Annotated in this window: 13 protein-coding genes and 2 pseudogenes; 3 read left to right on the top strand and 12 right to left on the bottom strand. The window is 61.5% G+C overall.

Annotation, left to right across the window (positions count from 1 at the left end; genetic code table 11):
- Positions 1-9: 9 nt before the first annotated feature.
- Positions 10-1,614: a protein translocase subunit SecD gene (gene secD, locus IVB46_RS11160; protein WP_071913639.1), complete on the bottom strand. Its 1,605-nt coding sequence runs from the start codon at positions 1,612-1,614 to the stop codon at positions 10-12.
- A 46-nt stretch (positions 1,615-1,660) separates the two neighbouring features.
- Positions 1,661-2,035 carry a preprotein translocase subunit YajC gene (gene yajC, locus IVB46_RS11155; protein ID WP_071913636.1) on the bottom strand — a complete coding sequence of 125 codons (375 nt, stop codon included), beginning with the start codon at positions 2,033-2,035 and terminating at the stop codon, positions 1,661-1,663.
- A gap of 181 nt (positions 2,036-2,216) precedes the next feature.
- On the opposite strand from yajC, the gene IVB46_RS11150 reads away from it, so the two are divergent.
- Positions 2,217-3,209, top strand: coding sequence for an ATP-binding protein (locus IVB46_RS11150; protein WP_247305343.1), 993 nt, complete (start codon positions 2,217-2,219; stop codon positions 3,207-3,209).
- Between the two features lie 282 nt (positions 3,210-3,491).
- Here IVB46_RS11150 and IVB46_RS11145 read toward each other — a convergent pair whose 3' ends face one another.
- Positions 3,492-4,610 carry a transporter gene (locus IVB46_RS11145; RefSeq protein ID WP_247305341.1) on the bottom strand — a complete coding sequence of 373 codons (1,119 nt, stop codon included), beginning with the start codon at positions 4,608-4,610 and terminating at the stop codon, positions 3,492-3,494.
- An 850-nt stretch (positions 4,611-5,460) separates the two neighbouring features.
- On the opposite strand from IVB46_RS11145, the gene IVB46_RS11140 reads away from it, so the two are divergent.
- Positions 5,461-6,900 (top strand): outer membrane protein, encoded by a 1,440-nt coding sequence (locus IVB46_RS11140; protein ID WP_247305338.1) that lies wholly within the window; start codon positions 5,461-5,463, stop codon positions 6,898-6,900.
- A gap of 211 nt (positions 6,901-7,111) precedes the next feature.
- Here IVB46_RS11140 and IVB46_RS11135 read toward each other — a convergent pair whose 3' ends face one another.
- The 3 genes from IVB46_RS11135 to IVB46_RS11125 form a co-directional block, all read right to left on the bottom strand.
- On the bottom strand, positions 7,112-7,765 hold the full coding sequence (locus tag IVB46_RS11135) for a MarC family protein (RefSeq protein ID WP_071913630.1): 654 nt from the start codon (positions 7,763-7,765) through the stop codon (positions 7,112-7,114).
- A 12-nt stretch (positions 7,766-7,777) separates the two neighbouring features.
- Positions 7,778-8,587: an aquaporin gene (locus IVB46_RS11130; protein ID WP_247305335.1), complete on the bottom strand. Its 810-nt coding sequence runs from the start codon at positions 8,585-8,587 to the stop codon at positions 7,778-7,780.
- Positions 8,588-8,702: 115 nt separating this feature from the next.
- Positions 8,703-9,323, bottom strand: a complete 621-nt coding sequence (locus tag IVB46_RS11125; RefSeq protein ID WP_063983121.1) for a ParB-like protein — start codon at positions 9,321-9,323, stop codon at positions 8,703-8,705.
- 376 nt (positions 9,324-9,699) lie between these two features.
- Between IVB46_RS11125 and IVB46_RS11120 the strand changes: the two are divergent.
- Positions 9,700-9,936: pseudogene (locus IVB46_RS11120) on the top strand (hypothetical protein); the annotation flags it as partial.
- A 161-nt stretch (positions 9,937-10,097) separates the two neighbouring features.
- Here IVB46_RS11120 and IVB46_RS11115 read toward each other — a convergent pair.
- From IVB46_RS11115 to IVB46_RS11090, 6 genes and pseudogenes are all read right to left on the bottom strand, one after another.
- Positions 10,098-11,132 carry an HAD family hydrolase gene (locus IVB46_RS11115; protein ID WP_247305332.1) on the bottom strand — a complete coding sequence of 345 codons (1,035 nt, stop codon included), beginning with the start codon at positions 11,130-11,132 and terminating at the stop codon, positions 10,098-10,100.
- Positions 11,133-11,208: 76 nt separating this feature from the next.
- Entirely contained in the window at positions 11,209-12,852 is a 1,644-nt protein-coding gene (locus tag IVB46_RS11110) for an arylsulfatase (protein ID WP_247305631.1), read from the bottom strand.
- A 230-nt stretch (positions 12,853-13,082) separates the two neighbouring features.
- Positions 13,083-14,730: pseudogene (locus tag IVB46_RS11105) on the bottom strand (arylsulfatase).
- A gap of 239 nt (positions 14,731-14,969) precedes the next feature.
- Positions 14,970-16,640 (bottom strand): arylsulfatase, encoded by a 1,671-nt coding sequence (locus IVB46_RS11100; protein ID WP_063986350.1) that lies wholly within the window; start codon positions 16,638-16,640, stop codon positions 14,970-14,972.
- Positions 16,641-16,766: 126 nt separating this feature from the next.
- Entirely contained in the window at positions 16,767-17,762 is a 996-nt protein-coding gene (locus IVB46_RS11095; RefSeq protein ID WP_247305329.1) for a formylglycine-generating enzyme family protein, read from the bottom strand.
- 395 nt (positions 17,763-18,157) lie between these two features.
- The gene (locus IVB46_RS11090) at positions 18,158-19,540 is read right to left on the bottom strand and encodes a LysM peptidoglycan-binding domain-containing M23 family metallopeptidase (protein WP_247305326.1); all 1,383 of its coding nucleotides are present in this window, start codon (positions 19,538-19,540) and stop codon (positions 18,158-18,160) included.
- Positions 19,541-19,545 lie beyond the last annotated feature (5 nt).

Below are 19,545 nucleotides of genomic sequence, written 5' to 3'. Positions count from 1 at the left end.
TCTTAGCTCCTAGATCGGCACGCTCTGCGGCCGCTTCCACCGCACCCACCAGGCTACGATCAGCCGGGTCAGCGTGAAGGCGGTGAACACCGTGGTGATGATGCCGATGCCGAGCGTCACGGCAAAGCCGCGCACCGGGCCGGTGCCGATGTAGAACAGCACGGCGGCGGCAATGAAGGTGGTGATGTTGGAATCGAGGATGGTCGCAAGCGCCCGCTTGAATCCGGCGTCGATCGCCGAAATCGCATTGCGGCCACCCCGCAGCTCCTCACGGATGCGCTCGTAGATCAGCACGTTGGAGTCGACCGCGATGCCGACGGTGAGCACGATGCCGGCGATGCCGGGCAGCGTCAGCGTGGCGTTGAGCAGCGACAACAGGCCGAAGATCATGGCGACGTTGATGGCCACCGCGATGTTTGCGAACACGCCGAACAGCCGGTAGGTCAGCAGCATGAAGATGATGACCAGGATCGAGCCGACATAGGCCGCAAGCTCGCCCTTCTCGATCGAATCCTGGCCGAGGCCCGGACCGACGGTGCGCTCCTCGACCACAGTGAGCGGCGCCGGCAACGCGCCGGCGCGCAAGAGAATCGCGAGATCGTTGGCCGATTGCACCGTGAAATTGCCGGAGATCTGGCCCTGGCCACCGGTGATGGGCTCGCGGATGACGGGCGCCGAGATCACCTTGTTGTCGAGCACGATCGCGAAGGGCAGCCCGACGTTTTCCTGCGTGGCCTGCGCGAACTTGCGCGCGCCCGAGGTGTTGAATTTGAAGCTGACGACCGGCTCACCCGTCCGCTGGTCGAAGCTCGCCTGGGCGTCGGTCAGGTCGCCACCGGCGACCAGCACCTGCTTCTTGACCACATAGGGCGTGGGCGGCGGCGAGGCGCTCATCAGCAGCTCGGATTCCGGCGGCAACCGTCCCTGCTGCGCCTGATCCGGCGGCACGGACGCATCGACCATGCGGAATTCCATCTTCGCGGTCTTGCCGAGCAATTCCTTCAGGCGGGTCGGATCCTGAAGACCTGGGACCTGCACCAGAATGCGGTCGTTGCCCTGGCGCTGGATGACCGGTTCGACGGTGCCGAGCTCGTTGACGCGGCGCTCGACGATCTGAATCGACTGCTCGATGGTCTTGCGCATGCGGTCGAGCATCGCAGCCTGCGGAATCGCCAGGCGGATCACGCCGCCGCCGGCATCGGTCACCTCAAGGTCGCGCTGACCGCTGGATCCCATCAGTCCGCCCAGTGGCTGGGACAGCTCGCGCAGCTTGGCGAGCGCCGGCTGCACGTCGGATTCCTTGGTGATGCGAACCTCGGCCGCGTCGTTGCGCACGGTCACGCCGCCGGTGAATCCGATCTTGGCATCGCGCAGGGTCCGGCGGACGTCGTCGCGGACCTGGTCCAGCCTCTCCTTCTTCACATAGCTCGAATCGACCTCGAGCAGCAGATAGGAGCCGCCCTGGAGATCGAGGCCGAGCACGAGCCGGCGCTGCGCCCAGGCGGGCCAGGTCTTGACCTGCGCTTCGGGGAAGAAGTTTGGCACCGCGCAGAGGCACACGATTAGCGCCGTCAGGATAATCCCGAGCGCCTTCCACCGCGTGAAATACAACATCGACTGGACCTGTCAGATCAGGAGATTGGGATGCTCGCGGAAGCGCTCACTTCGACGCGGCGTCGTCCTTGGCGGCTTCCTTGCTATCCTTGGATTCCTTCGCCGGCTCGCCCTTCGCGCGCACGCCCGAGATCATCTGGCGCATCTGCCGCACGCGCACGCCGTCGGAAATCTCGAACTCGATCTGGTCGTCGTCGACGACCTTGGTGACCTTGCCGACGAGGCCGCCAGAGGTCACGACGGTGTCGCCGCGGCGGATGTTCTTCACGAGGTCGGCATGGTCGCGCACCTTCTTCTGCTGCGGGCGCAGAATCAGGAAGTACATGATCACGAAGATCAGGGCGAACGGCAGCAGCGACATCAACATGCTGTTGGTGTCGCCGGCGCCCGCGGCCTGGGCATACGCAGGGGTAATGAACATTCGGACGATCCTCGTGGAAACGGGGGAAAACCGGTCAGGCCCTCAAAGGCGACCGGTTCGGTCAAATTCGCGCGGACTATAGCGGCCATTGCCCCAATTGCAACGCTGCCAGACCGTCGATTTGGCCACCTTGCGGCGCGCCCTCAGGCCCGATAAGGCTGCGTTCTCAGGAACTTCGGACATGCCCAAAAAACCAAGCAAAAGCCCGGCCGGCAAAGGCCCCCGCACCCCTGCCAGGACGCCTGCCCGCGTCGCGGCAAAACGTCCCAAGGCACCCCCCAAGGCAGTCGCTAACCCTGCCCCGGACCTCCCCCAGGATCGCATCGTCCGCGCGCTGGAGACGATCGCGGCGCACCTCGCCGCCCAGGGCAAGCCGGCCGCCGAACGCGAATCGTTCGAGCGGGCGGACGCCTATGTCTGGCACCCCGACGGCCGCCTCGCTGCGGTGCCGCGGGTCAGCCGCGTCGAGCTGTTCCTGTTGAAGGGCGTCGACCGGATGCGCGACATCCTGATGGAGAACACCGAGCGTTTCGCCAACGGCCTGCCGGCCAACAATGCCCTGCTCTGGGGAGCGCGCGGCATGGGCAAGTCGTCGCTGGTGAAGGCGGCGCATGCCAGCATCAACGCGGAGCGCAAACCGGCCGACAAGCTGAAGCTGATCGAGATCCACCGCGAGGACATCGAGAGCCTGCCCGCGCTGATGGAACAGCTTCGCGCCTCGTCCTTCCGCTTCATCGTGTTCTGCGACGACCTGTCCTTCGACGGCAATGATGCGTCCTACAAGTCGCTCAAGGCGGTGCTCGAAGGCGGCATCGAGGGCCGCCCCGAAAACGTCATCCTCTACGCCACCTCCAACCGCCGTCATCTGCTGGCGCGCGAGATGATCGAGAACGAGCGTTCGACCGCGATCAATCCCGGCGAAGCGGTCGAGGAGAAGGTCTCGTTGTCCGATCGCTTCGGCCTGTGGCTCGGCTTCCACCGCTGCAGCCAGGACGAATATCTCGCCATGGTGCGGGGCTATTGCAGCCATTTCGGCATTGAGGTCGATGACGAGGCGCTGGAGCGCGAGGCGCTGGAATGGTCGACCACGCGCGGCTCCCGCTCGGGCCGCGTTGCCTGGCAGTTCGTGCAGGAGCTTGCGGGGCGGCTCGGCGTGAAGCTGACGGTGAATTAGCGGTCGGATCGCCACCCGGCTACGTGCCGCCCTTCCCCGAAGGCGGGGGTCAAGGGCGCGTGCCTTGCTTTGTCACCATGTGCCGGGTCGGCGTGACGGTACTTTCAGGCGCGGCGGGCGAGATCGCAAAGGAATCGCGCGCGAAGGCGACGCCTGCTACGCGCCGGCACTACGGCCTCGGTGGTGGTCACCGGAACGAGCTTCGACGGGGACCAGGTGCCACCGGTTGCCCGCGTGTTGCAAAGAATGATCAGCAAACTGACAGCCGCAGCTTGATAGCTGCTAGAATTTTCTAACGATGGGCTTTGTCGTCGGAGGTGCTCCGGGCGCGGGCGGCGAGATAGAGAAGGTGACCCAGGTATTCCAGCCTGATGGCCGGTTTTCCGCAGCGAACTCACCGTAAGCCTTTAAATTGAGATAGCCCTGCATGTCGCCGACCGGAAACAGGAATCCAATCTGGGGGCCGATGCCGACCACCTGCGACCGAAAGCAGCCGACGCTGTCGCCTGAACCGCTGTCGCAGCCGAGCTCCTTATAGACATACCCCACGAGTCCAACCATGACCTGCTTCGACAGGAATTGCGATGCACCCCAGTCGAAGTGCATGTCGACGCCATTCTGATACTGCGTTGCGGTGTTCTTGAAATTGTAGGTGAAGCCGAGCACGCCGGAGAATTCGTGGCCGGTCTGCGGATTGAAATAGGTGTAGCCGCCGCCGGCGTCGATCGCGCCGTGTCCGATGCCTATATTCGACAGGCGCGTGGATTGGTAAGCGCCAACCGGGATGTCGCCCATGATATAGGTCATGTAGTTGTGGACGCCGGCGTTCCAGCGCAATTGGAATACCGGCGCCACATCCCCAAAGCCCCATGTGGTGTCGCTGATGGTGTCGGACCGCGCGAAGGGAACAGCGGCGAGCGGCGGCGCCGAGATCACACCGGACAAAGTCCCTGCCAAGCTGGTGCCGACGACACCATAGGCTCCCAGGAGGGACACCGACGCCTGACCGCCGAGCACCGGCGTCGCGAATACATAGGTCGGGAGCACAAAGCCAAGATCGCCCGTGGCGTTGACGTTCAAATTCAGATTTGCATTGAGGGTGCCGTTGACCGGAACCCTGTTGAGCGTGAATTCACGCGCACGCGCGACGTCGGCGCCGGCGGAGACAGAGGTGTGATAGTAGATATTCGTCAGCGACCAACCCGGCTGCAGCGGTGTAGCCGCCAAGCTTCCAAAAAAACCGGGGACCCAGAAGCTGACGCCGCCTTCATCGGCCAACGCACATTGGGAAAAACCAATGATCGCGGACGTCAAGACGAATGCAGCAACGCCAAGTCTGCGCCGACGTGCTGATTTCGATCGCTCACTTTGCCCCGCCGCCAGTGCAATGCTCACTGTCATGTCGTGCCTCGTAAGATGTGTTACCTCCGAATACAATCCGGCGACAGCGTACCCCCGAGGCGATCGGGGCTCATCATGTAAAATTCAACGGGGATAGATCTATCGCAAGAAAGATCAATGCTGCGACCAAAGAGCCACATTCGGTAACCCAAGTCCGATCGGGCGCCACGGCAGATCTACTGCAACCCTCTCATAGCTGGAAATGTTGGGTATGCAGTTTGTGCCACCGATTCTATTTTCGGCCCACCACCAACGAGTGAGAAAAAAACAAGCTCGCATCGCCGTTCGCCGGCGTCTCTTGCTGCAACGCGATGCCAGCCGTTGCTAGGTCGCATATTGAGCATCACGACTGCTTATTGGTAATCGAGTGTGACCAAGAGCAAAGTTGCCAGACGATGAACCTCAAGCTCACGCTCGTCGGCGTCGTTCTAGCGTCAGTCTTCGCCGCACCTGTGGCCGCTCGCCCATTCGAGGATACCGTCGATTCTCACGCCAGAAGCGATTACGCCAAGGCCCTGTACGGCCAAGACGTGGGGAAGCCGGCTAGGCAGCAACCTCCTCGTTAGCCGAAACTTCTATTGCGGTGCTGATGACCGCCATGGGCACAAATTCCAATGCATCACTGCCAGATCGCGCAGCGCGTTCTCAAACAGGAGACGATCGCAAAGTCAGACAACAATGTTCACTTAAAGAACACGAAGCGGCACGAAGATCCTCAATTTCGTTGTTGCCGAAATGTCACCTGCATCGACATTGCAAGCTAGGCTTGATGCAGGTCAAACAAGTTGATTGGTCAGAGACCTTCTTGGTCATATGTTTGCGAGTTGTGGCCGACCTTGAGGAGGCGACAGTGCAGAAAGTTTTCCTCATTTGCATCGCGGCAGGATTGTTGAGCGGACCCGCTCTTGCGTCCGACCTGCCCGTCAAAGCTCCGATATACAAAGCACCAATCGCGGCACCATTGTATAATTGGGGAGGGTTTTATGTTGGTGCCAACTTCGGTGGGGGATGGTCCAACGGCAGCCTGAACATTTCCGGCAACAATCTGTATGGCGGCCTGACTGAATTCGTTGGAGGCGTGCAGGCGGGCTATAACTTCCAGGCCGGCCACTTTCTGTTTGGTGTCGAAGGTGAGTTCGATGGAGCCGGCTTCGGTCATCCGGTCTTTCCTGCTCCGACATTAGCCTTTGTAGATCAACACTGGATCGGCACCGTGGCGGGCCGTGTCGGCCTCGTGGATGATCGATGGCTCGTATTCGCCAAGCTTGGCGGCGGCTGGGTCAACAGCAGCGCTACTTTGAACCTCCCCGGCGCCGCTTGGAACGGGACCAGCACGAACACCGGCTGGTTGGCGGGCGCTGGCATCGAATACGGCTTCAAGTCGCATTGGACCGTCAAACTCGAATACGATTATCTTGGGCTATCGAACTGGCGTTCTCCCATCGTCCCCTCGGTCGCTTTGAACCGCGACCTTCAAATGGTCAAAGCTGGCATCAATTATAAATTCGAAAGCGGCCTTCCCGCGGAGGTCGAGGCGCCGAAGCATTCCCACGAGCCTTCGGACGACGAAGATCTACAGAAGAAATCACAAAACCCGATCGCGGATTTGGTCAGCGTGCCGTTTCAGAGCAACACCAATTTCAATACCGGACCATTCAATCGCACTCAGGAAGTACTCAACATTCAACCCGTCGTGCCCATGCATTTAAACGATGACTGGAACGTAATCTCACGTACCATCATTCCGTTGGTGAGCCAGCCAAGTCCGTTCTTCGACAGCAACACCAACGGGATTGGCGACATTACTCAATCGTTGTTTGTGTCCCCCGTGCATCCCGGGCCGCTGATCTGGGGCGTGGGACCAGTCTTCACCGTTCCGTCCGCAAACGATCCCATCCTCGGGACCGGTAAATTCTTGTTCGGCCCAACGGCCGTGTTAGTGGTCACGCCGCCACATTGGGTGATCGGTGTATTGCTCAATAACCAGTGGTCGGTCGGCGGCAATCCGCTGCGACCGCCTGTCAACGCCTTCCTCGCCCAACCCTTCGCCAACTACAACATGGCGCACGGCTGGTACCTGAACACGTCACCCATCATCACCGCGGATTGGCTCGCGGCGTCGGGGGAGCGGTGGACAGTGCCGGTCGGCGGCGGTATCGGTCGGGTTTTCAGAGTGGGTGATCAACCGATCAACGCATCGATTCAAGCCTATTACAACGTGATACGTCCGACTGGCGCTCCGGCCTGGTCACTGCGAACTACTGTCGCGTTGCTGTTCCCGGTTAATTGACACGGCAACCTGGCGCGCAACGAGACTTGTGTCTCGGTGTCCGAAGTGGATGATCGCGTCCTTTGTACTGTGGGCGGACAACTTCCCGACGCCGCGTAATACGGTCCACCTCGGACTCGGTTCGGTTCGGTTCAGAACAAATCTCCGATTGGCAGAATACATCCGAGGTCAAGATCGCCCCGGAATTTGCGTGGCACCACCAACAGCTAGTTCAACGCAGAATCGTCACACCATGCGTCTGCAATGCCTCGATGATACCGTCGAAGATCAGCGCAACGCCCATCGCAGAGACGAAGAAGCCAACTATTCGGGTGATAGCATCGATCCCCATTGCGCCGAGCTTGTCGAAAAGTTTCCCGGCATATGCCAGACACAGGTAGGTGACGACCATCGTCGCGAAAATAGCCACGACGATCGCTACGAAGGAGGCCAGTTCCGCTGATGATCGCTTAATCGTGGCAGTCATGCCGAGGATGGTGGCGATAGCGCCTGGTCCGCACATGAGCGGCATCGCAAGCGGCACGAAAGCTATGTTACCGCTCTGATCCGCGCCGCTGGCCGGAATCACGCCACCGGAAGCGGATGGTGAAAATAGTTCAAAGCCGATCTTCATCAGGATGATCCCGCCGACGATGCGGACCATGCTCAGCGGCACGCCGAACAAGCGTAGGATCAGCGTTCCGAAGATCAAGAAAAAGAGAGATAGAAGCAGCGCATAGAGGCAAGCTTTCCATGCCACCTTGCGATGTGTGGCGGCGTCCTTGCCCTCCAGCATCTTCAGATAGACCGGCAGGACCTCGAACGGATTTATTATCGCGAGCAAAGTCGCGAACGTACCCACGAACAGCGAGAGTTCATGACCCATTATGCCTGCGCCTCACCCTTTCTCCGGGTGCTCGACTTCGGTGAAAAGGCTCCCCTGTGCCGCACCTGAGCCTGCGCGGCCGCCGCCGGCACCGCGGAGCACCCATGCTGCACCCACTGCGAGAACTGCACCCACGAGTGGACCTGCGACATACACCCAATAGCTCGTGAAGTCGGTCGCGATCAAGTTCGGGCCGAACGTGCGCGCGGGGTTCATCGACGCTCCCGAGATAGGGCTCCCCCACAGCCCGGCGAGTGCAATGTACGCGCCGACGCCGATCGCGCCGATGATCCCGATGTTCTGAGCGCCTGACGCCGTGCCGAGAATGACACTGACGAGACCGAGCGTCAGCACGGCCTCCATCAGGAACGCATCGGACGCGGAGTATCCCGACGCGGGATAGTTCGACCCGTAGCTGGCCGACACGTTGATCACGGCGTGCAGGAACAGTGCCGCGAGCGTCGCCCCGATCAACTGCACGACGATATATCCCGGTACGCGACGCCATGGGAAGTCGCCACGCACCGAGAACGCGATACTGACCGCGGGATTGAGATGAGCGCCGGACACCTTGCCCATGAAGAGGATGATCGCCATCACCATCAGACCGGGTGCGACGACCGCAGCGGCACGGCTGATCGTGCCGGGAAAGGCCTGCCCCATCATGCCGCCACCGGCGGCCACGAGGACGAGGAAGAACGTTCCGAGCAGCTCCGAGAACAGGCGGCGCCACTCTTGGTTCGGATCGTGGAAGTCGTTTAGCGACGCGACAAGCTCGCGATCCAGATGGCTCAGTGTTCTGTCGGCCACTGTTTGCGCCATGAGTTGCTCTTTCCTCTAGTCGATGCCGCTGTCCGTTAGCCTCTCGCACCGGGCCAGCACGGCTCCTCGGGTCTTCGGCGCGCTTGCGGATTTTTCCAGCGGGATAGGCATGCCTTCAATCCTCCAAGACGGGACCACACCAGCCGGGCAGGTAGCTCGCCTCCTCGTTTTTGGACAATTCCAGGGCTTGCTCGAGGGCTTCCTCGAAGTGGGTCTCTACGGTTTTGCGCTTGACCCGGCGACGCAAAAAATCCGCCCACAAGAACTCGCTGAACGGCGTCGTGTCCTTGGCGTACCCGCCGGCGCGCCGCAGTTCGCCCGCCAACGAGCGGAACGGATCGTCAATAAGCCCGGCCACGGTCTTCGGCAAATCCTTGTAAGGGCGCAGACGGCCCTCGTCGTCGTATGAATGCATCCAGCTTTGATTGTCCAAGACGAACCAGAACGAATCGGGCTCCAGCGTCCTGAGGTTTTTCACCACGGTAACCAATACCTCTTCGACCCCTTCTTCATGGAGCGCACGCGCCAGGTGGTGATGATCGATGACGTAGTGGCGGTCCTTTGGGCCAAGCACGACGGGGATCATGTGCTTGCCCAGGAACTCGGCTCCTTTCTCTTTGCTCTCGTCGCGCCAGCGCTTGCGCTTCTCCTTGACCTCCCGAATGCCGACCGTCATCTGGGTCGGGCGCAGGTCTGCGATCGCAACGGGCTTGAGAATGGGTTCACGGTCCGACATCGTGCAGACTTCTTTGATCACTAGTCCGGAAATGTTCGCTTTTAGAAGACGTCGTCGCCTCGTCAGCAACCGACCGCGAGGCCAGCCGCGTCCGGTCGGTCCCGATCACCGGACATTCTCAGCGCCCGTCGGCAAAGCCCGCCTTTGTAACAACGACCCTTCGTTGTGCTCACGGTGGACTATTCCATTGATCTGGATCAACGGTCGGCCAAGACTCTTGGCGCACGCCCGTACCGGGGCTACACGGACATGATGGCGCTTCGTGATTGTGGTCGATGACGATGCGGCCATCCTGAAGCGTATGGCGCATGCTGTTCGCAAGTTTAGCTTCGAATAGTCAATTCGAGGGAGTCTGACCATGAACATCACTCCCACCATGCGCGCATTGGTATGGTCGACCTCCGTTCTGGCTCTCACAATTGGTCCGACCTTCGCCCAGCAGATCTCGGGAACGCCGGGCTCACCCAGCGCCACGACGACGATAGACGGCAAATATCTCCCAAACCCGCCCGCGCCGTTCGGCGGAACGATCAATATGGATGCCAAGGGTTCCAAACCCTATTGGCCACCGACCGTGGTGCCGCCCAAGGGGGCGCCCAACGTCCTGCTGATGTCCTCCTTGCGTTAACAGCGGACGTCCGCGCCTCGAACGCGGTGCCGCAGGCGACAAAGATGGTCGGTGTGGAAGTCCGGAATGCGTTGGGTGCCTCCTGCCGGTAACCATGTCCACTGGCTATAGCCGTCCAGATGGCACTTATGGGTCCTTAGAGGATATCAGTCGAAGGCAAAGACGCGCTTCCAGTCCTTCTTCATGTCGACGACCGCCCACTTGTTGACGGCCGCGGCGTCGAGCGCGACGTCGAGTTTCCCGAAATGCGAGTCGCGGTCATAGGCATATTCGCGTTCCGCATCGGTATGGTGGACGATCAGGCCGAACCGCGCGCCACTGGCGCCGAGCGTCGTCCATTGCAGCATTTCGAGATCGCCGTCGGAGTTGCCGAAGGCGGCGATCGGACGCCGGCCAATGTGCTCGTTGATGCCGATCGGCTTGCCCGCCTTGTCGTCGATGAAATTGATGTCGGGCAGCCGGAAGAGCGTTGGCGCACCGTCCTTGATCTCAAATCGGGTTTTGATCGACGATCCGACCACCTGCTCCGGAGGTATTCCGTAGATCCGCTCGGTCCAGGGCCGCATGAATTCGATGCCTCCGCCCGACGCGATGAAGGTCTTGAAGCCGCTGGCCCGGAGATAGGCGAGCAGTTCGAGCATCGGCTGGTAGACCAGTTCAGTATGCGGCCGCTTGAAGCGGGGATCGCGCGCGGTCGCCAACCAATCCGTGACAATCTTCTCGAACTCTGCCGTGGTCATGCCGGCATGTGTCACGGCGATGATTTCGACCAATCCTTTTTCGCCTGAAGCCGCAAGCGCCTTCAGGTCGCCGTCCAGCACCGCCGCGAACGGCTGCTTGGTCTTCCATTCCGGATGCATTGGCGCCATGGCCTTCACGCGGTCGAGGGCGAAGGCCAGTTGCACATACATCGGCTGCTCGACCCATAGTGTGCCGTCATTGTCGAAGGTCGCGATGCGCTGCTCGACCGGCACGAAGAAGGGCCCGCCTTGCGTCGTGACCCGCGCGACGAAATCGAGGATCGAAGCCTTGGTCGCCCCCTCGTTCCAGGACGGGAGTGGATCGCGTGCCTGTGCCAACGCGGAGGTGGAGCGGAGTGAGGCGGAGAGCAAGGGAAGGACGGCCAGTGACGAGAGCAGGATGCGGCGATCGATAGCAGGAAAACGGATGATCGGTTTCAAGGTCGACTCCTTTCCGTTGCCAAGCGGGCGCACAGGAGTTCGGTGCGCCCGCCATGAAACCAGTCGATGCCAGGCGCTACTTGCCCACCGCCGCCCGGGCCGCCTCGATTTTCGCCTTCACGGCATCGAGGTTGAAACTCGCGCCCTTTTGCATCGGCGGAAACTCGATCGCCGTCATCGCCAGCTTTTCCACCTGCTGCTGAACAAATACAAAGCGCCAGAATTCGTATTTGAACCAGTCGAAGTATTGCTGCGCGCCTTCTTTACTCCCGTTATCGGGCCAGCCCGTGCGCTCGAATGGATCGAGGCGAAGATTGGTCAAATAGGGCACGTCAACCTTGGTTTTTTCGCCGAGCCAGCCTTTTGGCTGGTCGATGAAGCGATACTTGAAGTCGTCGATGCGCACGGCACCGAGTTCGCTCTCTCCGAAGTAAAAGATTTCGTGCCGGTTCGACGGCCCCTTGCCGGTAATCATGTCCATCTGGTTATAGCCGTCCAGATAGCACTTATAGGTCGTGTCACCGATCTGTTTGCCCTTCTGCAGCTCCTCTGCAATGTTCGGGTTGCCGGCGGCCGCCAGCAAGGTCGGAAACCAGTCCAGACCGGAAATGATGCCGTTCTCGACCTTGCCGGCCGGTACCTTGCCCGGCCAACGGATCATGCAGGGCACGCGGAAGCCACCTTCCATGACGGTGCCTTTGCTCTGCGCGAAAGGCGTCTGCCCGCCATCAGGCCAGGTGAAGACCTCGGTGCCGTTGTCAGTGGTGAAGACCACGATGGTGTTGTCGTCCACGCCCATATCCTTGAGCTTCTGCATCACCATGCCGACGTCGTCATCGAGCTGCGCCATGCCGGCTTCATGTATCGACCAGCCGTTCTTGGAGTTGCGCGTTGCCTCGTACTTTGGTGAAAGATGCGTGACGATGTGCATCCGGGTCGGGTTGAGCCATAGAAAGAACGGCTTGTTGTCGGCCTTGGCCTTCTCGATGAACTTCAGCGCAAGATCGCGAATTTCGTCGTCCACGGTCTCCATTCGCTTGGGATAGAGCGTTCCAGCATCCTCGATCTTCTGCTTGCCAACCTTGCCCCAACGCGGGTCCACCGTGGGGTCATCCACGTTGGTCGCATAGGTATGAAGCATGTTGCGTGGACCGACGACGTTCAGCAGATCCTGCGGGTAGTTTGGGTGCGCGGGGTCTTCCATTGCGTCGAGGTGATAGAGGTAACCGAAGAACTCGTCGAAGCCGTGCACTGTCGGCAAGAATTCATTCTTGTCGCCAAGGTGATTCTTGCCAAACTGGCCGGTGGCGTAACCCATTCCTTTCAACGCCGTGGCGATGGTCACGGCCTGCGCGGGTATGCCGATGGCAGCGCCGGCCTGGCCGACCGTGGTCATGCCGGTGCGGATTGGCAATTCACCGGTGATGAAGTTGGCGCGACCTGCCGTGCAGCTCGCCTCGGCATAGTAATCGGTGAACAGCATGCCTTCGGCGGCGAGCTTGTCGAGATTGGGCGTCCGGCCGGCCATCAGGCCGCGGTGATAAGCGCCGATATTCCACATGCCGATGTCGTCACCCATGATGAAGACGATGTTCGGCCGCTGCCCGGCTGGCGCGGGTGCCGGCTGCTGCGCCTGTGCCGCGGTTGTCAGCCCGACAGCCGAGAGCGCCGAAGCGGCGACAAGAGAACTCCCGCTCAGCAAAAGATCGCGGCGTTTCATTCCGCCGCCCGATTGTGGAGTAGCGTCGTGGGAATCTCCAGGTGGAAGCTTATTGCTCATGACGTACTCCTCCCGTTGTTACGCAATTGGCTCTGTTCGCTTGACGCATCGGAAGCCGGCGCGGCTTGTGGAGGTGGCGACCGGCCCGACGCGGCCTCTTGGATCACTTGCTCGCTATTCCGTTGGCGGGCGCTCCGACGCGGAGCGCCCGCTCACCTCATATTTATCTGCTACTTGCCAGCCTGCGACTGCATGGCCTTTTCGATCTGCTCCTTGACCGCTTCCAGATTGAAGCTCGCCCCCTTCTGCATCGGCGGGAACTCGATCGCCGTCTGGGCGAGCTTGCCGACCTCCTGCTGCACGAACTGGAACCGCCAGAACTCGTAAACAAACCAGTTATAGAATGCCAACGACCCCTGCGCGCCGTTGGGCATGTTCGTGCGTTCGAAGGGATCAAGGCGGATATTGGTGAGGATCGGCCAATCAACCCTTGACCGTGGCGCCCAACCAGCCGCTTGGCTGATCGGTGAAGCGATACTTGAAGTCGTCGATACGCACCGCGCTCAGTGTGCCCTCGGTGAAATAGAAGACCGAGTGGCGGGCAGACGGGCCCTTTCCGGTAATCAGGTCCATCTGGTTGTATCCGTCGAGGTAGACCTTGTAGGTCTTGCCGGCGAGTTGCTTTCCTTTCCTCAACTCGTCGGCAATATTCGGATTGCCCGCTGCGGCGACGAAGGTCGGGAACCAGTCGAGTCCGGAGATAATGCCGTTCTCGACCTTTCCCGCCGGCACCTTGCCCGGCCAGCGGATCATGCAGGGCACGCGGAAACCGCCTTCCATGGCCGTTCCCTTGCCGCCTGCAAATGGCGTCTGTCCGCCATCAGGCCAGGTGAAGTTCTCCGCGCCATTGTCGGTTGTGAACGCGACGATCGTGTTGTCGTCGAAACCCTCGTCCTTGAGCTTCTTCATGACGGCGCCGACGATATCGTCCAGTTGGGCGAATCCGCCCTCGGAAACCGACCAGCCGTTTTCGGAGTTGCGCATGTTCTCGTATTTTTCCGAAAGGTGCGTGACGACGTGCATGCGCGTCGGGTTGAGCCAGACGAAGAACGGCTTGTTGTCCCGCTTGGCCTTGTCGATGAAGTCGAACGTGATCTTCAGGATTTCGTCATCCACCGTCTCCATCCGCTTTGGATAAAGCGGTCCGGAGTCCTCGATCTTTTGCTTGCCGATCTTGCCCCAGCGCGTCTGCACCGTCGGATCGTCGACGTCGGTCGCCCAGGAATGAACCATGTTGCGCGGACCGACGGTGGCCAGTAGCGCTTGCGGGTAGTTGCGGTGGGCCGGGTCTTCCATCGCGTCGAGGTGGTACAGATAGCCGAAGAACTCGTCGAAGCCGTGCATGGTCGGCAGGAATTCGTTGAGGTCGCCGAGGTGGTTCTTGCCGAACTGCCCCGTGGTGTAGCCCATGGATTTTAGTGCGGTCGCGATCGTCGGTGCCTGCGCCGGCATTCCGATCGGGGAGCCAGCCTGGCCGACCGTGGTTAGCCCGGTGCGGATCGGCAATTCTCCTGTGATGAAATTGGCACGGCCCGCCGTGCAACTCGCCTCGGCGTAATAGTCGGTGAAGCGCATGCCCTCCGCGGCGAGCTTGTCGAGGTTTGGTGTCCGGCTCGCCATGATGCCCTGATGATAGGCACCGATATTGAACCAGCCGATGTCGTCACCCATGATAAAAACGATGTTCGGCCGTTGTCCCCCCGTTGCGGGCGCTGGAGCCGGCTGCTGCGCTTGTGCCGGCGTTGTCAGTCCGACGGCCGAGAGCGCCGAAGCGGCCACAAGCGAACTGCCGCTCAGCAGCAGATCGCGGCGTTTCATTCCGCCGCCCGATTGCGGCGCAACGTCGTGGGATTCTTCTGGCGGAAGCTTGCTACTCATGACGTGCTCCTCCCGTTGTTATGCAATTGGCGCTGTTCGCTGATGCACCGGAAGCCGACGACGCTTGTGGAGGTGTCTACTGGCCCGGCGCGGCCTGCTTGATCACTTGCTTGCCATTCCGTTGGCGGGCGCCCCGCCCTGGGGCGCCCGCTTCGTCGGATCACGCTCGTGGCGCGCAGCTAGTCGCTGCGACCGGCAGTCTTGGCCTGCTTGATCTGTTGCATCACCTGATCGAGATTGTAGCTCGCCGGGTCCTGCAGCGGCGGGTACGCAATATAGCTCTCGAGTTCCTTCAGCCAGAGCGCCTGGCCGATGGGCAGCATGTTCCAATCGTAGATGTAGGCTGTCGAAGGGGAGCCGATTGTGCCGCCCTGGCCCATGAGCGTCTTGTATTGTGAACCGATCGAAGTCTCGAACGGGTCTCGCTTGATGTTGACGACCTGGGCCCAGTGATAGGGAAGCGCTCCGGCAATAAAGCCCGCCGGGTTGTCGGACACCATCGTGAAGTAGATCTTCCAGTTCTTGTAGCGCACCGCCGACGGATCCTTGCCCGAATAGTAGAAGAAGGTATCGCGCGCCGACGTTTCCGAACGCCCGGAGAGGTATTCGGCCTGATCGACGCCATCGAGCGTCGTCTTCACGATGCCGGGATATTGGCCGGCCTCGATGCGCTTCTTCAGCGCGTCTCCCTTTGCACCACCGGCGATGTTGACAAATGTGGGCAGCCAGTCGAGTGACGCGAATATGTCGTTCTTGATGGTGCCGGGCTTGATGACCCCCGGCCAGCGAACGAGCGCCGGAGCGCGCATGCCGCCTTCCCAGGTGCTCAGCTTGCCGCCCTTAAACGGAGTGGTGCCGCCGTCCGGAAAGGTGATGGTCTCGGCGCCGTTGTCTGTCGTGAACACGATGATCGTGTTGTCGAGCTGGCCCATGTCCTGGAGCTTCTTGAGCACATAGCCGATGTTGTCGTCCATCTGCTTCATGCCGGCCTCGTTGAGGCCCCAATCCTTGCCGCCGGGCTCGCCGACCATGGCCGCGTACTTGTCATTCAGCACGGTTGTGATGTGCATGCGCGCAGGGTTGTACCAGACGAAGAAAGGCTTGCCCGTCGTCTTCGGATCGTTGCGATCGATGAAGTCGATGACCTTGGCCGAGATTTCCTCGTCGACACCCTTCGATCGCTCGAGTGTCAGCGGGCCCTGGTCGATGCACTGCTGAGTCCTGGACGTACCATCGGACTTGCACGACAGGACGTTGCGCGGAGGCGTCAGGCAAACCGACGTTTTCGGATCGACCGCGCCCGGTACCTCCGGGATGCCGGGGATCGGCGTATTCTTGCATGGCGGGGCAACAGTCTGCTGGGTGGGGGACTTGTTGATGTCCGGGAAGCTCACGCCCTGCATCGCATCGAGGTGATACAGGTAGCCCCAGAATTCCTGGAAGCCGTGCGCGGTCGGCAGTGCGTCGGTGTGATCGCCGAGATGGTTCTTGCCGAATTCGCCGGTGTTGTAGCCGAGATCGAGCAGGAACTTGGCGAGCGCCGGGGTGCCGGGCCGCAGATAGGACGGGCTGCCTGGAAGTTGCGGAGGAATCATGCCGGTGCGCAGCGGATGCATGCCGGTGAAGAAGGCGTTGCGACCGGCGGTGCAGCTCTGCTCGGCATAGTAATGCGTGAAGATCGCGCCTTCGTTGCCGATGCGATCGATGTTGGGCGTCTCGCCGACCATCAGGCCGCGATGGTAGATGCTCGGCTGGTACAGGCCGATGTCGTCACCCATGATGAAGAGGATATTGGGTTTCTGTGCCGGCTGTGCGGTCGCCGGCGTGCTGGCTGCCCCGGACAGCGACATCAACATCGTCGCGCCAAGCAGCGAGGCGCAGGACCTCTTGTGGCAACTGGACGTCTTGAACGGTGGAATTGCGGCAAAGGGTGGCTTGTTATTGAATATGCAATTCAACATGGCCTCGCTCTCCCATTATGATGCGATAGAGACACCTCGCCTGATGCACCGAAATCCAAGGTGGCTCGTGGATGTGTCGATCGGCTCCGCATGCCGCGCAGCCGGCCGGTAGCGTCGGCAGTAGTTCGGCGCGCACAAATGCGAGCCGCCTTTGATGACCTTGCGTGGAATCTTGACGTTGGTCGTTCTGGGGTCGTAGCTATCGGCCTCGCGGCCGCCGCGCGGGTTCTCTGGAATGCAACAGGCTTTTGCAGCGTCAGCCTCATGCCGAGGCGAGTACCAGTCGGACGTCCATTCCCAGACGTTGCCGATCATATCGTGCAGCCCGTAACCGTTTGGCGGAAATGCGGTGACCGGCGATGTCCGTTCGTATCCGTCGTCCCTGGTGTTCTGGCGTGGAAATTCGCCCTGCCAGGTGTTGGCCATGTGACGGCCCCCGGGCGCAAATTCATCTCCCCATGCGAACTCGGCGCCGTCCAGCCCGCCGCGCGCCGCGAACTCCCATTCCGCTTCGGTTGGCAAATCCTTGCCGGCCCATTTTGCGTAGGCGAGCGCATCGCTGAAGGCCACATGCACGACGGGATGATCGTCCAGCCCACGGATGTCGCTGCCCGGCCCGTAGGGATGCCGCCAGTTTGCGCCTTTGGCGAAGGTCCACCACTGGCTGAAGTCCCGGAGACTGACCGGATGCGCGGGCGGAGAGAACATCAGCGAGCCCGCATAGACCATGTGCGGGAGTATTCCCGGATAGTCCTTTGGATCGGGCGCGATCTCGGCAACGGTGACGTGGCCGGTAGCCTTCGCGAACGCCTTGAATTGCCGGTTGGTCACTGGATGGCAATCCATCCAGAACGCATCCACGGTGACACGGTGGACCGGCGCTTCTTCCGGATAGTGCCGATCCGAACCCATGCGAAACGTGCCACCCGGCACGAACAGCATCCCCTCACCTGTTGGATGCTGGTACGATTGTCCGGAATCAGGCGGCGATTTCGTATCAGCCAGCTTCATGCCGAACTCCGGACCCGTGCGTCATTGGCCTGCGCTGCTACGGACACGGAACGCGAGGCTTCCAGGTTGATCTAAATCAAAGGGTGTCCCGGTCGGGTTATTCGCGATGTTGCCGGGTCCGGCCTGCTATGTCCGCAGCGCCATCGAAACCGAAGCAGCTTCAGGACATTAGGACATTTCACCGGCAGCCATCGGCTACTTTGCATGGGGTTGTTTTTCGAAAATTGATTGTCCGGCCACAAAGCCTCAGTACGCCACGGTTCGAGGCAGCTTCTCGGCTTGGCAACCGCCGCCTCTGGAATACTGGATCGCCCGCACCAGTGCGCAATGCGCACAAGGCGGGCGATGACAGCATACTCGTGGTGATTGCGTGCCCTACTCTGTGGGCCCGCGCCTCACGCCCCGTTCAGAAATTGAAGCGGGTCAACCGGGCTCGATCCCTTACGGATCTCGAAGTGGAGCTGCGGCGACGCCACCTCCCCGGATTGACCCGACTTGGCAATGACCTGACCGCGCTTGATGGTATCGCCGCGCTTCACCATCAGCTCACTCGCATGGGCATATGCGGTGACGTAGCCGTTGGAGTGCCGAACCAGGACCAGATTGCCGTAACCTTTGAGCTCGTTGCCTGAATAGGCGACGACGCCGTCTTCTGCCGCCTTGACCGGCGTACCCTCGGGCACCGCGAGATTGATGCCGTCATTGGACTTGCCATTGGTCTTGGCGCCGTAGCTCGTGACCACCTTGCCGCGCACCGGCCAGCGGAAGGTCGGCAGCGCGCTCGTGGTCTCCGCAGCTTTCGCCGGAGCCTCCGCGGCCTTCTCTTCGACATTGGCCGTGGCCTGGGCCAGACGCGCGCTTTGCACCGGTGCGGCGACAGCGGCCATCTTGGTGGCGGGTGCGGGAGCAACCGCAACGGGCTGCAGCGTCCCGGCGACAGGAGCCGCGGCAACCGGCACCGCGACGGCGGCGGTCTTGGCACCCGGCACGGTCAGCCTGGTGCCGAGCTTGAGCTTGGCCGACGGAGCGAGACCGTTGGCGCGGGCGAGTTCGACAGGCGAGATATGGTTCTTGCGGGCGATGCTGGCGAGCGTGTCGCCGTGGTTGACGAAGTGCGTGCTCGGCGGCGCGGCGACGGCTGCAACCGGCTTCGCAGCAGGCGCCATCGCGGGAGCCGCCGCGACAGGAGCCATCGCCGGTGCGGGCGCAGCCGCTGTGGCCGGATGCGGGATGATCAATTGCTGACCGGGCGAGAGCGCGCGCGGGCCCTTGTAGCCGTTGGCGGCGAGGATCGCCTGCGGCGTGACGCGATAGCGCTTGGCGAGCACGTCGAGCGTGTCGCTGGTGCCGACGATGATCTTGGTCCCGCCGGCCGGCTGGGCGGCCGCGACCGAGCGCGGCGGCACGGTGGCCGTGGTCTCCAGATGCGGCTGTGCCGGGGGCGCGTAGGAGCTGACGCCGCGACCGCCTCCGGACACCCCGCCACCCGCCGCAACCGGATAGGATTGCGGCGCGGAGACCGCCGGCGGCGGCAAGGGCTGCGACTGATAATAACCGGGCTGCGTCTGCGGCCGCGAATATTGCGGCAGCTCACGCTGCGGCGGCGGTGCCTGCTGCACCGAGCCGGTCTGCTCAGACGCGAAAGGATTGGAGAAATTCGACTGGGACAGCCGCGACTGCATGTCGGCGCTGCACCCTGCGAAGCTGAACGAGATCAGCGCCAAGACCGCAACCTGCGGCACGCGGCGCGAGTAAAGCAACTCGGCGACTACAGACATGGTTA

This window comes from Bradyrhizobium sp. 61 (assembly GCF_023073075.1).
Lineage (GTDB): Bacteria > Pseudomonadota > Alphaproteobacteria > Rhizobiales > Xanthobacteraceae > Bradyrhizobium > Bradyrhizobium barranii.
Note: the sequence above shows the minus strand (reverse complement) of the source record. Positions and strands in the feature narration are given on the sequence as shown.

Coding starts and splice junctions, on each gene's coding strand:
- IVB46_RS11110 (WP_247305631.1), bottom strand. CDS start 12,852: ATGAAACGCCGCGATCTTTTGCTGAGCGGGAGTTCTCTTGTCGCCGCT.
- yajC (WP_071913636.1), bottom strand. CDS start 2,035: ATGTTCATTACCCCTGCGTATGCCCAGGCCGCGGGCGCCGGCGACACC.
- IVB46_RS11100 (WP_063986350.1), bottom strand. CDS start 16,640: ATGTCGCTGTCCGGGGCAGCCAGCACGCCGGCGACCGCACAGCCGGCA.
- IVB46_RS11135 (WP_071913630.1), bottom strand. CDS start 7,765: ATGGGTCATGAACTCTCGCTGTTCGTGGGTACGTTCGCGACTTTGCTC.
- IVB46_RS11090 (WP_247305326.1), bottom strand. CDS start 19,540: ATGTCTGTAGTCGCCGAGTTGCTTTACTCGCGCCGCGTGCCGCAGGTT.
- IVB46_RS11125 (WP_063983121.1), bottom strand. CDS start 9,323: ATGTCGGACCGTGAACCCATTCTCAAGCCCGTTGCGATCGCAGACCTG.
- IVB46_RS11145 (WP_247305341.1), bottom strand. CDS start 4,610: ATGACAGTGAGCATTGCACTGGCGGCGGGGCAAAGTGAGCGATCGAAA.
- IVB46_RS11095 (WP_247305329.1), bottom strand. CDS start 17,762: ATGAAGCTGGCTGATACGAAATCGCCGCCTGATTCCGGACAATCGTAC.
- IVB46_RS11130 (WP_247305335.1), bottom strand. CDS start 8,587: ATGGCGCAAACAGTGGCCGACAGAACACTGAGCCATCTGGATCGCGAG.
- IVB46_RS11150 (WP_247305343.1), top strand. CDS start 2,217: ATGCCCAAAAAACCAAGCAAAAGCCCGGCCGGCAAAGGCCCCCGCACC.
- secD (WP_071913639.1), bottom strand. CDS start 1,614: ATGTTGTATTTCACGCGGTGGAAGGCGCTCGGGATTATCCTGACGGCG.